The 15,158-nt window shown below is 40.5% G+C and carries 9 protein-coding genes; all 9 read left to right on the top strand.

Going from position 1 to position 15,158, the window contains the following annotated elements; translation table 11 throughout:
* Positions 1-5: 5 nt before the first annotated feature.
* On the top strand, positions 6-1,229 hold the full coding sequence (locus B7714_RS07510) for an FtsW/RodA/SpoVE family cell cycle protein (RefSeq protein ID WP_000830417.1): 1,224 nt from the start codon (positions 6-8) through the stop codon (positions 1,227-1,229).
* Between the two features lie 10 nt (positions 1,230-1,239).
* Positions 1,240-1,794 carry a DJ-1 family glyoxalase III gene (locus B7714_RS07505; protein ID WP_001140920.1) on the top strand — a complete coding sequence of 185 codons (555 nt, stop codon included), beginning with the start codon at positions 1,240-1,242 and terminating at the stop codon, positions 1,792-1,794.
* A gap of 385 nt (positions 1,795-2,179) precedes the next feature.
* Positions 2,180-3,043 carry a helix-turn-helix domain-containing protein gene (locus B7714_RS07500; protein WP_000894366.1) on the top strand — a complete coding sequence of 288 codons (864 nt, stop codon included), beginning with the start codon at positions 2,180-2,182 and terminating at the stop codon, positions 3,041-3,043.
* 86 nt (positions 3,044-3,129) lie between these two features.
* The gene (locus B7714_RS07495) at positions 3,130-7,857 is read left to right on the top strand and encodes a glycoside hydrolase family 70 protein (RefSeq protein ID WP_084860130.1); all 4,728 of its coding nucleotides are present in this window, start codon (positions 3,130-3,132) and stop codon (positions 7,855-7,857) included.
* Between the two features lie 460 nt (positions 7,858-8,317).
* A complete protein-coding gene (locus tag B7714_RS07490) occupies positions 8,318-8,881 on the top strand; it encodes an HAD-IA family hydrolase (RefSeq protein ID WP_025169033.1) in 564 nt (187 codons plus the stop codon).
* A gap of 13 nt (positions 8,882-8,894) precedes the next feature.
* A complete protein-coding gene (gene gyrB / locus B7714_RS07485) occupies positions 8,895-10,841 on the top strand; it encodes a DNA topoisomerase (ATP-hydrolyzing) subunit B (protein WP_000134070.1) in 1,947 nt (648 codons plus the stop codon).
* Positions 10,842-10,921: 80 nt separating this feature from the next.
* Positions 10,922-12,649: a septation ring formation regulator EzrA gene (gene ezrA, locus B7714_RS07480; protein ID WP_084860129.1), complete on the top strand. Its 1,728-nt coding sequence runs from the start codon at positions 10,922-10,924 to the stop codon at positions 12,647-12,649.
* A 103-nt stretch (positions 12,650-12,752) separates the two neighbouring features.
* Positions 12,753-14,144, top strand: a complete 1,392-nt coding sequence (pgdA, locus tag B7714_RS07475) for a peptidoglycan-N-acetylglucosamine deacetylase PgdA (protein ID WP_084860128.1) — start codon at positions 12,753-12,755, stop codon at positions 14,142-14,144.
* 81 nt (positions 14,145-14,225) lie between these two features.
* Entirely contained in the window at positions 14,226-15,068 is an 843-nt protein-coding gene (locus B7714_RS07470; protein ID WP_084860127.1) for an aldo/keto reductase, read from the top strand.
* Positions 15,069-15,158 lie beyond the last annotated feature (90 nt).

The following is a 15,158-nucleotide window of genomic DNA, read 5'->3' as shown; positions in this document are numbered from 1 at the left end:
AAAATATGAAACGTTCCTTCGACTCTCGAGTCGATTATAGCCTCCTCCTACCAGTGTTTTGTTTACTGGTGATTGGAGTAGTGGCCATTTATATAGCAGTTAGTCATGACTATCCAAATAATGTATTACCAATTCTAGGTCAGCAAATCGCTTGGATTTCCTTGGGGCTTGTCATTGGTTTTGTGGTCATGTTCTTTAATACCGAGTTTTTATGGAAGGTGACTCCCTATCTTTATGGTCTAGGGCTAGCTTTGATGGTCCTACCTCTTGTTTTCTACAATCCAAATCTTGTAGCGTCAACAGGTGCCAAGAACTGGGTATCGATTGGTGGAACGACACTTTTCCAGCCATCGGAATTCATGAAGATTTCCTATATCTTGATGTTGGCTCGAGCCATTGTAAGATTCACTCAAAAACACAAGGAATGGCGACGGACTATTCCCTTGGATTTCCTACTGATTGGTTGGATGATTGCCTTTACCATCCCAGTCTTGATCCTCTTAGCCCTACAAAGTGACTTGGGGACTGCCTTGGTCTTCGTAGCTATTTTTTCCGGTATGGTTCTCCTTTCAGGTGTTTCGTGGAAGATTATCATTCCTGTTTTTGCGACAGGAGTGACTGCTGTTGCAGGCTTCATGGCCATCTTTATAAGCAAGGATGGACGTGCCTTCTTGCATCAGATTGGGATGCCAACTTACCAGATCAACCGCATCTTGGCTTGGCTCAATCCCTTTGACTTTGCACAAACAACAACATATCAACAGGCGCAGGGACAAATTGCGATTGGAAGTGGTGGCTTGTTTGGACAAGGTTTCAATGTGTCCAATCTCCTCATTCCAGTACGCGAGAGTGATATGATTTTCACAGTAATTGCGGAAGATTTCGGCTTCATTGGTTCAGTATTTGTCATTGCTTTGTACCTACTTCTTATCTATCGGATGTTGAAGATTACGCTCAGATCAAATAACCAGTTCTATACCTATATTTCGACTGGCTTTATCATGATGCTGCTCTTCCATATATTTGAAAATATTGGCGCAGTGACTGGCTTGCTTCCTCTGACAGGGATTCCTTTACCTTTCATCTCTCAAGGGGGGTCCGCAATTATTAGTAACCTTATCGGAGTTGGTCTCCTCTTATCTATGAGTTACCAGACCAATCTAGCTGAAGAAAAGAGTGGGAAGATTTCATTCAAACGAAAAAAAGTCATCCTAAAACAAATCAAATAAGGAGGTCGCTATGGCAAAAGTAGCAGTTATCTTAGCAAATGGCTTTGAAGAAATCGAAGCCTTGACAGTAGTCGATGTCTTGCGTCGAGCAAACATTTCCTGTGATATGGTAGGATTTGAGGAGCAGGTGACGGGATCACATGACATTCAGGTAACAGCCGATCGTGTCTTTGATGGTGATTTATCCGACTATGACTTGCTCGTTCTTCCAGGTGGCATGCCAGGCTCAGCTCACCTACGGGATAATCCAGCCCTCATTTCTGAGATTCAAGCCTTTAACCAAGCAGGAAAGAAAATTGCAGCCATCTGTGCAGCTCCAATCGTCCTTCATCAAGCAGGTGTCCTGATAGACAAGCACTTCACCTGTTATGACGGTGTTCAGGAAAACATCAGTGATGGAATTTACCGAAAGGAAACAGTAGTTGTGGATGGCAATCTAACAACCAGCCGAGGACCGTCAACTGCCCTTGCCTTTGCCTATGAGTTGGTAGAGCAGTTGGGAGGAGATGCAGAAAGTTTACGAGACGGCATGCTCTATCGAGATGTCTTTGGAAATCAACAGTAAAACGAGAGGCGGACTCTCGTTTTTTTATTTACTCTATGTCTAAAAAATGTTTCAGATGATTGTCTTGCGATTTTATATCAATCTTTTATAAATCAATCAAGTTTTGTCCAGAACTTTGTCTAGCATAAGAAGGAAATCTATCTCTAGAAATGTTAGTGTTTTCAAGTTGTTAGATAGAATACTTCAGATTGTTTCTGAAATCAAAAGATTCTTGAAAAAGATAGAATATTCAACAAATGTTATATTAAGATACTTTATCGTGTGAATTAATCTGCTTGTATTAATTTGAAATATAAAGTACTTTCTCTGTAATGTAATTGAAACGTGTTACTAGTATATTAAAATTAGTAAGAATTTTTTGCATATACGAAACTGGGGGAGTGATATGTTGGAAACTTTTGGAAAAATATTCAAAGTCATTAGAGAATCAAAAAAAATGTCCCTGAAAGAGGTAGCTGCTGGTGATATTTCCGTGGCTCAGCTATCCCGTTTTGAACGGGGAGTCAATGGAATCACACTTGATTCTTTTTATTGCTGTTTAAAAAATATGGCCGTTTCCCTAGAGGAGTTTCAGTATGTTTACCATAATTACATTGATTCAGATGATGTGCTGTTCTCAAAAAAAGTAGCTGATGCATATCAGGAAAACAATGTTGTCAAGCTCCAAAATATTTTGTCAAGCTCAGAAGCTTTGACCGAACAGTTTCCTGAGAAGAAAAACTATAAACTCAATACAATCATTGTCAGGGCCCTCTTGTCCTCCTGTTGCTCAGATTTTCAGATTAGCAAGAAGGATATTGAATTCCTGACGGATCATCTCTTTTCTGTTGAGGAGTGGGGACGTTATGAACTCTGGCTTTTTACAAACAGTGTTGATTTGATGACCTTGGAAACGCTGGAAACCTTCGCTAGTGAGATGATCAATCGTACCCAGTTTTATAATAACCTACCTGAAAATCGCCGCCGTATTATCAAGATGCTACTTAATGTCATTAGCGTCTGTATCGAAGGAAACCATCTGCTAGTTGCTATGAGGTTTCTCAATTATCTCGACCACTCTAAAATTCCTGAAACAGATCTATATGATCGAACGCTGATTAAGTATCATAGGGCTCTTTACTCCTACAAGGTTGGGAATACCAATGCTCTCAGTGACATCGAGCAATGCCTATCTTTTTTTGAATTTTTAGATTCCTTTGGTGTTGCTCAAAAGCTTAAAGAACAGTTTGAAAGAATTTGCCTTTCATAGTTGTAGATGTGCAACAAAAAATGATCATTTTGAAAAATATACTAGAATAAGAGCGTAACTTTATACTAAATTCAGAAGGAGGCTTTATGATGGAGAAAAAGATTCATTATAAGATGCATAAAGTTAAGAAAAACTGGGTAGCCATTGCTTTGACTACCTTGGCCCTTATTGTAGCACCAAAGGTACTTGGTCTAGAATCAGGCGTTGTCCATGCGGATGATGTAAAGCAGGTTGTAGTTCAAGAACCTGCTACAGCTCAGACTAGTGGTCCGGGTCAGCAAACTCCAGCCCAAGCTAAAATAGCATCTGAGCAAGAAGCAGAAAAAGTAACCCCTGCAGACAAGGTGACAGACGATGTTGCTGCTAGTGAAAAGCCTGCTAAACCAGCAGAAAATACAGAAGCAACAGTTCAAACCAATGCTCAAGAGCCTGCTAAACCAGCAGATACGAAAGAAGCATCTACAGAAAAGGCTGCTGTTGCTGAAGAAGTTAAAGCTGCTAATGCAATCACAGAAACTCCTAAAACTGAAGTAGCAGACCAGAATAAACAAGCAAGGCCAACAACTGCCCAAGACCAAGAAGGCGACAAGCGAGAAAAAACGGCTGTTGAAGACAAGATTGTTGCAAATCCAAAGGTTGCAAAGAAAGATCGCTTGCCCGAACCTGCTCAAAAACAGGGAGCAATAGCTGAAAGAATGGTGGCAGATCAGGCTCAACCTGCACCTGTAAATGCTGACCATGATGATGATGTCCTATCTCATATTAAGACCATTGATGGTAAAAATTACTATGTTCAGGACGATGGTACAGTTAAAAAGAACTTTGCAGTTGAACTTAATGGGAGAATACTTTATTTTGATGCAGAAACCGGTGCCTTAGTTGATTCAAATGAATATCAGTTCCAACAAGGAACCAGCAGTCTCAATAATGAATTCTCTCAAAAGAATGCTTTTTACGGTACGACTGACAAGGATATCGAAACTGTAGACGGTTATTTGACAGCAGATAGCTGGTATCGTCCAAAGTTCATCTTAAAAGATGGAAAAACATGGACGGCTTCGACAGAAACAGACTTACGTCCCCTTTTGATGGCTTGGTGGCCTGATAAACGTACTCAGATTAATTACCTCAACTATATGAACCAGCAAGGTCTGGGAGCAGGTGCTTTTGAAAACAAAGTAGAACAAGCTCTCCTGACAGGTGCTTCTCAGCAGGTTCAGCGCAAAATTGAGGAAAAAATTGGTAAAGAAGGCGATACCAAATGGTTGAGAACGCTGATGGGTGCCTTTGTCAAAACCCAGCCAAACTGGAATATCAAGTCAGAGTCTGAAACAACTGGTACTAAAAAGGACCACTTGCAGGGTGGAGCTTTGCTTTATACTAATAATGAGAAGAGCTCTCATGCTGACTCTAAGTTCCGTCTGCTTAACCGTACCCCTACTAGTCAAACAGGTACCCCTAAGTACTTCATTGACAAGTCAAACGGTGGTTATGAGTTCTTGCTCTCTAACGACTTTGACAATTCTAATCCAGCTGTTCAGGCCGAACAACTCAACTGGTTGCATTTTATGATGAACTTTGGAAGCATCGTAGCCAATGATCCGACTGCTAATTTTGATGGAGTTCGTGTCGATGCGGTGGACAATGTCAACGCAGACTTGCTCCAAATCGCATCTGACTACTTCAAGTCTCGCTACAAGGTTGGAGAAAGTGAAGAAGAAGCTATTAAGCATTTGTCTATCTTGGAAGCTTGGTCTGATAACGATCCTGACTACAACAAAGATACTAAGGGTGCTCAACTAGCAATTGACAACAAGCTACGCTTGTCCTTGCTTTATTCATTCATGCGTAATCTATCTATCCGTAGCGGAGTAGAGCCAACGATTACAAATAGTCTAAATGACCGTTCTTCTGAAAAGAAAAATGGCGAACGAATGGCTAACTATATCTTTGTTCGGGCTCATGATAGTGAAGTACAAACTGTTATTGCCGACATCATTCGAGAAAATATCAATCCAAATACGGATGGTTTGACCTTTACCATGGATGAACTCAAGCAAGCCTTCAAGATCTACAACGAAGATATGCGCAAGGCGGACAAGAAATATACGCAGTTCAACATCCCAACTGCTCATGCTCTCATGCTCTCCAATAAAGACTCTATCACTCGGGTCTACTATGGTGATCTCTATACCGATGATGGTCAATACATGGAGAAAAAATCTCCTTACCACGACGCTATCGATGCCTTGTTGCGTGCTCGTATTAAGTATGTAGCAGGTGGACAAGACATGAAAGTCACATATATGGGTGTACCTCGTGAGGCTGATAAATGGTCTTACAATGGTATTTTGACTTCTGTTCGCTACGGTACTGGTGCCAATGAAGCAACAGATGAAGGAACAGCAGAAACCCGTACCCAAGGGATGGCTGTTATTGCTTCTAACAACCCTAACCTGAAACTGAACGAATGGGATAAACTGCAAGTCAATATGGGAGCAGCCCACAAGAATCAATACTATCGCCCTGTGCTTTTGACGACCAAAGATGGCATTTCCCGCTATCTAACTGACGAAGAAGTGCCGCAATCGCTCTGGAAGAAGACAGATGCTAATGGTATTTTAACCTTTGATATGAATGATATTGCAGGCTATAGCAATGTACAGGTTTCTGGATATCTGGCTGTTTGGGTACCAGTTGGCGCTAAGGCAGATCAGGATGCTCGTACAACAGCAAGCAAGAAGAAAAACGCTAGTGGTCAGGTCTACGAATCTAGCGCAGCCCTTGATTCTCAGTTGATTTACGAAGGATTTTCTAACTTCCAAGACTTTGCAACCCGCGATGACCAATATACCAATAAAGTTATTGCTAAAAATGTCAACCTCTTCAAGGAATGGGGAGTAACTTCATTTGAGCTACCACCTCAGTATGTATCTAGCCAAGACGGTACTTTCTTAGATTCTATCATTCAGAATGGTTATGCCTTTGAAGACCGCTATGATATGGCGATGAGCAAGAACAATAAATATGGTTCTTTAAAAGATTTGCTCAATGCTCTTCGTGCGCTTCACAGTGTTAATATCCAAGCCATCGCGGACTGGGTACCAGACCAAATCTATAACCTACCAGGTAAGGAAGTGGTAACAGCAACACGTGTCAACAACTACGGAACCTACCGTGAAGGTGCAGAAATCAAGGAAAAACTCTATGTAGCTAATAGTAAGACCAATGGAACTGATTTCCAAGGTAAGTACGGTGGCGCCTTCTTAGATGAGCTCAAAGCTAAATATCCAGAAATCTTTGAACGAGTACAGATTTCCAATGGTCAAAAGATGACAACAGATGAGAAGATTACCAAGTGGTCGGCTAAGTACTTCAATGGTACCAATATCTTAGGTCGTGGTGCTTACTATGTTCTTAAAGACTGGGCTAGCAACGACTATCTCACTAACAGAAATGGCGAGATAGTATTGCCTAAGCAATTAGTTAATAAGAATGCTTACACAGGATTTGTTAGTGATGCCAATGGTACTAAGTTCTATTCAACTAGTGGTTATCAAGCTAAAAATTCCTTTATCCAAGATGAAAATGGAAATTGGTATTACTTCGATAAACGAGGTTATCTTGTAACAGGTGCTCATGAAATTGATGGCAAGCACGTTTATTTCTTGAAGAATGGTATTCAACTTCGTGATTCTATCCGTGAAGATGAAAATGGTAATCAGTACTACTATGATCAAACTGGTGCCCAAGTTCTCAACCGTTACTACACTACTGATGGTGAAAACTGGCGTTACTTTGATGCCAAGGGCGTTATGGCTCGAGGTCTTGTCAAGATAGGAGATGGACAGCAATTCTTTGATGAAAACGGCTATCAGGTTAAGGGCAAGATTGTGAGTGCTAAGGATGGCAAACTTCGTTACTTTGACAAGGATTCAGGAAATGCTGTTATTAATCGTTTTGCTCAGGGTGATAACCCAAGTGATTGGTACTATTTCGGAGCAGATGGAGTTGCTGTGACAGGTCTTCAAAAGATTGGTCAACAAACACTTTACTTTGACCAAGATGGCAAGCAAGTCAAGGGTAAAATCGTGACACTTTCAGATAAGAGTATCCGTTACTTTGATGCCAATTCAGGAGAAATGGCAGTCGGCAAGTTTGCAGAAGGTGCCAAGAGCGAATGGTATTACTTTGACCAAACTGGTAAAGCAGTGACAGGTCTTCAAAAGATTGGCAAACAAACACTTTACTTTGATCAAGATGGTAAGCAAGTCAAGGGTAAAGTAGTAACTTTGGCTGATAAATCCATCCGTTACTTTGATGCCAACTCAGGAGAAATGGCAGTCGGCAAGTTTGCAGAAGGTGCCAAGAACGAATGGTATTACTTTGACCAAACTGGTAAAGCAGTGACAGGCCTTCAAAAGATTGACAAACAAACACTTTACTTCGACCAAGATGGCAAGCAAGTCAAGGGCAAAATCGTGACACTTTCAGATAAGAGTATCCGTTACTTTGATGCTAACTCAGGAGAGATGGCAACCAACAAGTTTGTCGAAGGTTCCCCAAATGAGTGGTACTATTTTGATCAAACTGGAAAAGCAGTGACAGGCTTGCAGCAGGTTGGTCAACAGACTCTCTATTTCACGCAAGACGGCAAGCAAGTCAAAGGAAAAGTTGTTGATGTGAATGGAGTTAGTCGATATTTCGATGCCAATTCAGGGGATATGGCTCGAAGCAAATGGATTCAACTTGAAGATGGAAGTTGGATGTATTTTGACCGCGATGGTAGAGGTCAAAACTTCGGAAGAAACTAATCGAATGTAGCTCAATAAAAATCAAACTTTATCTGACGATATACAAAAACGATAACTCCTTTAAAGGACGTTATCGTTTTTTGCCTGTTTGGAGAATAAATGACAATTGAAAAGAAAGATGGAATCATTGGAAACTGTAATGAATTAACAAGAGATTCCATATTGGAATAATCTTTTTCTGCACTCTATTGAGATATTCAAAGCAATGAGGATTCTATTTTTAAAGTTTGGAAATCCAAAAGCGTTTCGTTTGCGAACAATGACGCGATTGTTAGTAGTTTCTATTTTTTAATTTGTACATTTGAGATAAGAAAGATTTTGCTTGATTATTCATAGAGGAGCTATTCTTCACAAAAAGGCTCCATCGATGCAATAGTGTTTTACTCTCTATAGAAATTATAGAGCCGAAAAATCTAGGAAATCATCGCTTTTTTCATAAAAAAATGGTATAATGAAGGGTATGAAATATCACGACTATATATGGGATTTAGGTGGTACCCTATTGGATAATTATGAGACTTCTACAGCAGCCTTTGTAGAAACCTTAGCCCAATACGGAATAGAGCAAGAACACGACCGCGTCTACGAAGCCTTGAAGGTTTCGACAGCTTTTGCCATCGAGAAGTTTGCACCAGATATCGAGGTTTTTTTAGAGAACTACAAAGAAAATGAGGCGCGTGAGCTAGAGCATCCAGTTTTGTTTGAGGGAATTCCAGAATTACTCAAAGACATTTCGGACAAGGGTGGTCGCCATTTCTTGGTTTCTCATCGAAATGACCAAGTGCTAGAACTTCTTGCTAAGACCCAGATAGCGAACTACTTCACTGAGGTGGTGACTGCCAGTTCTGGCTTTAAACGGAAACCAGATCCTGAGTCCATGATTTATTTACGTGATAAATATCATATTACATCTGGTTTAGTCATTGGTGACAGAAATATTGATGTAGAAGCAGGTAAAGCTGCTGGCTTAGATGCCTATCTTTTTAATAACGTTGCGACATTGAGACAAGCAATAGACATGTAAGAAAAGGGAAAAAATGACAGAAGAAATCAAAAATCAACAGGCACAAGATTATGATGCCAGTCAAATTCAAGTTTTGGAGGGACTTGAAGCTGTTCGTATGCGTCCAGGTATGTATATTGGATCGACTTCAAAAGAAGGTCTTCACCATCTAGTATGGGAAATCGTTGATAACTCAATTGACGAAGCCCTAGCTGGATTTGCCAGTCACATCCAAGTCTTTATAGAGCCTGATAATTCCATCACCGTTGTGGATGATGGGCGTGGAATTCCTGTTGATATTCAGGAAAAAACAGGACGTCCCGCTGTTGAGACCGTCTTTACAGTTCTTCACGCTGGAGGAAAATTCGGCGGTGGCGGATACAAGGTTTCAGGTGGATTGCACGGTGTAGGTTCATCAGTAGTAAATGCTCTTTCAACTCAACTAGATGTTCATGTCCATAAAAACGGTAAGATTCATTACCAAGAATACCGTCGTGGTCATGTTGTTGCTGATCTTGAGGTGGTTGGAGATACGGATAAAACGGGAACAACAGTTCACTTCACACCAGATCCAGAGATTTTTACAGAAACAACAACTTTTGATTTTGATAAATTAAACAAACGTATTCAAGAACTAGCCTTTTTGAACCGAGGCCTTCGAATCTCCATCACAGATAAGCGTGAAGGTCTTGAACAGACTAAACATTACCACTATGAGGGTGGGATTGCTAGCTACGTTGAATATATCAACGAGAACAAGGATGTTATCTTTGATACACCAATCTACACAGACGGTGAGATGGATGATATCACAGTTGAAGTAGCCATGCAGTACACAACCGGTTACCACGAAAACGTCATGAGTTTCGCCAATAACATTCACACCCATGAAGGTGGTACGCATGAGCAAGGTTTCCGTACAGCGCTGACACGTGTTATCAATGATTATGCCCGCAAGAATAAACTGCTAAAAGACAATGAAGATAACCTAACGGGGGAAGATGTCCGTGAAGGCTTGACTGCAGTTATCTCAGTTAAGCATCCAAACCCGCAGTTTGAAGGACAAACCAAGACCAAACTGGGGAATAGTGAAGTAGTCAAGATTACCAATCGCCTTTTCAGCGATGCCTTCTCTGATTTCCTCATGGAAAATCCACAGATTGCTAAGCGTATCGTGGAAAAAGGAATCTTGGCTGCCAAGGCTCGTGTAGCTGCCAAGCGTGCGCGTGAAGTCACACGCAAGAAATCTGGTTTGGAAATTTCCAATTTGCCAGGAAAGCTAGCAGACTGTTCTTCTAACAACCCTGCTGAAACCGAACTCTTCATCGTCGAAGGAGACTCAGCTGGTGGATCAGCCAAATCTGGTCGTAACCGTGAATTCCAAGCTATCTTGCCAATTCGTGGTAAAATCTTGAATGTTGAAAAAGCAAGCATGGATAAAATTCTTGCCAACGAAGAAATTCGGAGCCTTTTCACAGCCATGGGAACAGGATTTGGTGCAGAATTTGATGTCACTAAGGCTCGTTACCAAAAACTCGTTTTGATGACCGATGCCGATGTTGATGGAGCCCACATTCGAACACTCCTGCTTACCTTGATTTATCGCTATATGAAACCAATCTTAGAGGCTGGTTATGTCTATATTGCCCAACCACCGATTTATGGGGTTAAAGTGGGAAGTGAGATCAAAGAATACATTCAACCTGGTGCAGATCAAGAAATTAAACTCCAAGAAGCCTTAGCACGTCACAGTGAAGGGCGTTCAAAACCAACCATCCAACGTTATAAAGGTTTGGGAGAAATGGATGACCACCAATTGTGGGAAACAACCATGGATCCTGAACATCGCTTGATGGCGCGTGTTTCGGTAGATGATGCTGCCGAAGCAGATAAAATCTTTGATATGTTGATGGGGGATCGAGTAGAACCTCGTCGCGAATTTATCGAAGAAAACGCTGTTTACAGTACACTTGACGTCTAAAAAGTGTGGGAAATAGTTCCCTTGGTTTAAAAAATATGATATAATCATTACGATTGTTTCTAGTATAAAAGGAGTTTGATATGTCTAATGGACAACTAATTTATCTAATGGTTGCGATTGCAGTCATTCTGATCTTAGCTTATGTAACAGCCATCTTTTTACGTAAGCGTAATGTAAGCAGATTAACGGCCCTTGAAGAAAGAAAAGAAGAACTCTACAACCTTCCTGTAAATGATGAGGTTGAAGCCGTTAAAAACATGCACTTGATTGGTCAAAGTCAGGTGACCTTCCGTGAATGGAACCAAAAATGGGTTGATTTATCTCTGAACTCATTTGCTGATATCGAAAATCACCTCTTTGAAGCTGAAAGCTATAACAATTCTTTCCGTTTCTTTAAGGCAACACACAAACTTGATCAAATTGAGAGCCAGATCGGCTTGATTGAAGAAGATATTGCAGCTATTCGCAATGCCCTTTCTGAACTTGAAAAGCAAGAATCTAAGAACAGTGGTCGTGTCCTTCATGCCTTGGACTTGTTTGAATCCCTTCAACATACTGTTGCAGAAGATTCAGAGAAATATGGTAAGGCCCTTCCTGAGATTGAGAAACAATTGGAAAACATCCAATCTGAATTCTCTCAATTTGTTACCCTAAATTCATCAGGTGACCCGGTTGAAGCGGCAGCAATTCTTGATTCAACTGAAAATCATATTCTCGCTTTGACACACATCGTTGAGCGAATTCCAGCTCTTGTTGAAACCTTGACAAAGGAACTGCCAGAACAATTAGCAGATTTGGAAGAAGGCTATCGCAAGCTGTTGGATGCCAACTACCACTTTACAGAAACAGATATTGAGTCTCGTTTCCAACTTTTGCATGAATCTCTGAAAAATAATCAAGAAAATATTCGTCAGTTGGAATTGGACAATGCAGAGTATGAAAATAATCGCATCCAAGAAGAAATCAACGCCCTTTATGATATCTTCACTCGTGAAATTGCAGCTCAAAAAGTAGTTGAAAGTCTTCTTGCTACATTACCAACTTATCTCAACCACTTGAAAGAAAATAATCAGGTGCTTGTTCAAGATCTTGAACGCTTGACTAAAACCTACCTTCTTCCTGAAAGTGATGGCAATCATGTTCGTCGTCTTCAAGCAGAATTGGCTGCACTTGATACGGCAATCATGGAAGTGACAGAGGATCAAGGTGAGTCAACACAAGCCTACTCTGCTCTTGAAGAACAGTTGGAAATGCTTCAAAGCAACCTCAAGGATATAGAGGATGAGCAAATCTCTGTTAGCGAACGACTTGCGCAAATTGAAAAAGACGACCTCAATGCTCGCCAAAAAGCAAATGTCTATGTGAACCGTTTGCATACTATCAAACGTTACATGGAGAAGAGAAACTTGCCAGGTATTCCTCAAAGTTTCTTGAAACTTTTCTTTACTGCAAGTCATAACACAGAAGATTTGATGGCAGAGTTAGAACAACCACAAGTGAATATTGAATCGGTTAAACGAATTCTTGAAATTGCAACAAATGATATGGAAGCACTTGAAACAGAAACCTATGATATCGTTCAATATGCAACCTTGACGGAGCAACTACTCCAATACTCAAACCGTTACCGTTCATTTGATGAGCGTATCCAAGAGGCCTTCAACGAAGCGCTTGAAATTTTTGAAAAAGAGTTTGACTACCAGGCATCATTTGAAAAAATTTCACAAGCCTTGGAAGTTGCTGAACCAGGGGTTACAAACCGTTTTGTAACTTCATATGAGAAAACACGTGAAGCGATTCGTTTTTAAAAATAGAAGCTTAGAAGATTTCTAAGCTTTTTTATTTTCCTAAAAAAAGACAGAATCCCTGTTTATCATTGAAATAATAGCCTCGATTTGATATGATGGAAATATGAAAAAAAATAGAGCGAAACGTGTTTCTCACGATAAAACGAGAAGGCTATTGCTTTCCCTTGTTGGAATCTTAGGAATTGCTACGATTCTATTAGGGAGTGCTATTGGTTATAAGCTACTACAAAAACAATCTTACGAACAAAAAATTGAAGCGCTAAAAAGCGAAAAGGACCAGCAATTCAACTCAGGTAGTCAGAAGGACCATTTCCGAAAAGGTCAAGCTGAGGTGATTGCCTACTACCCTCTGCAAGGAGAGGAAGTCATTGCGTCTATTAGAGAAAAAATCAACCAGGATATCAAAGAAAAGCTGGAAGATAAAGAGGATTTGGTCTTTTATTATAGTGAGCAGTTGGACCCAGTCTTAAAGGGAGTTGTTGCTCGTAGTATCAGTAAGCAAGTCTACGATTTGTCTGCATCAAAGGTTGAAGAAAAAGAAAAGACTTCCTTAGGGAAAATTTTCTTGACTGAAGATGGGAAAGATTTTGACATTAGCAAACTCTTCAAAGATGCTAGCAAGGCTAAGGAACTCTTACTGACTCAAATCAAAACAACTCTAGAAGATAAGAAACTTGACCAGGCAAAAATTGATCAAGTTATAAAGAGCTTCACAGACCAAGAATTGACATCTTGGAGCTTTGATTATAAGGATAGTCAAATCATCCTTTATCCTGCTAATCCTGGAGAGACTGTTGAGGAAATTGCTCTACCCATATCCAGTTTCTTTGATGTTTTGGAGTCCTCTTATCTATTAGAAAAAGATGCTGAACTCTATCAAGCTTACTTTGCACAAAAAGACAAAAAAGTTGTAGCACTGACCTTTGATGATGGTCCAAATCCGTCTACAACTACACAAGCTTTGGATACATTAGCTAAGTACAAAGTAAAAGCGACCTTCTTTGTACTTGGTAAAAACATCGCTGGTAATGAAGACATCCTTAAACGGATGAAGTCTGAAGGTCATGTTGTAGGAAACCACAGCTGGAGTCATCCCGTTCTTTCACAACTTTCGCTCGAAGATGCTAAAAAGCAAATCACTGATACAGAAGATCTGTTAACTCAAGTTTTAGGATCAAGCTCTAAACTGATGCGCCCACCTTATGGTGCCATCACTGATGATATTCGAAACGGCCTTGATTTAAGCTTCATCATGTGGGACGTGGATAGTTTGGACTGGAAGAGTAAAAACGAGACAGCCATTTTGACAGAGATACAGCGCCAGGTTCGCAATGGTTCTATCATTCTCATGCATGATATCCATGGTCCTTCTGTTAATTCTCTACCAAGTGTCATTGAGTATCTAAAGGGTGAAGGGTATACATTTGTGACCGTTCCTGAATTGCTCAATTCTCGCTTGAAGGCTCACGAGATCTATTATGATCGTGATCAATAATTGTTAAAATCTAAAGGAGCAAGTGTTCTGATAATCAGGATTTTGTTTCTTTAGATTTTCTTCACATAGAAAGGAAAAACGATGAAATCTTACACCCTTAATAATGGAGTTTCAATTCCTGTACTAGGATTTGGAACATGGAAAGCTGAAAATGGAGAGGTAGCCTACCAAGCCGTTTTAGAAGCCTTAAAGGCTGGCTATCGTCATATCGATACTGCAGCTATCTATAAAAATGAGGAAAGTGTTGGTCGTGCTATTCGAGATAGCGGTATTCCAAGACAAGAAATTTTTGTAACGACCAAACTCTGGAATACCAATCACAGCTATGATGAAGCACGCCAAGCATTTGAAGAATCAATGGAAAAACTGGGATTGGATTATCTAGATTTGTACCTTATCCATTGGCCAAATCCAAAACCACTAAGAGAAAATGGCGAATGGAAAACTCGCAATGCTGAAGTCTGGAGAGCGATGGAGGATCTTTACCAAGAAGGCAAAATCCGTGCCATCGGCGTTAGTAACTTCCTCCCCCATCATTTGGATGCCTTGCTTGAGACAGCAAGAATCATCCCGGCGGTCAATCAGGTACGCTTGGCACCAGGAGTTTATCAAGAGGAAGTGGTTGACTACTGTAGAGAGAAAGGAATTCTCTTAGAGGCTTGGGGACCTTTTGGCCAAGGAGAGTTGTTTGACAAGAAAGAAGTCCAAGAAATTGCTACTAAGCATGGGAAATCAGTGGCTCAAATCGCCTTGGCTTGGAGTTTGGCAGAAGGATTTTTACCTCTACCTAAGTCAGTGACAGCCTCTCGCATCCAGAGCAATCTTGACTGTTTTGGAATTGAACTCAGCAATGACGAGCGAGAAGTTTTAAAGACAATTTCAGTGACTTCGGGCGCACCTCGTGTGGATGAGATGGATTTTTAGTTTGTGAAATCTATTTATACCGAAATAACAAAGACTAGGAATTTTAAATCCTAGTCTTTTTGTGTATAAAAAATCCAAATTGTTTGTATA

The organism is Streptococcus oralis subsp. oralis (genome assembly GCF_002096595.1).
In the GTDB taxonomy this organism is placed as follows: Bacteria; Bacillota; Bacilli; order Lactobacillales; family Streptococcaceae; genus Streptococcus; species Streptococcus oralis_D.
This window is presented reverse-complemented; position numbering and strand designations above follow the sequence as displayed.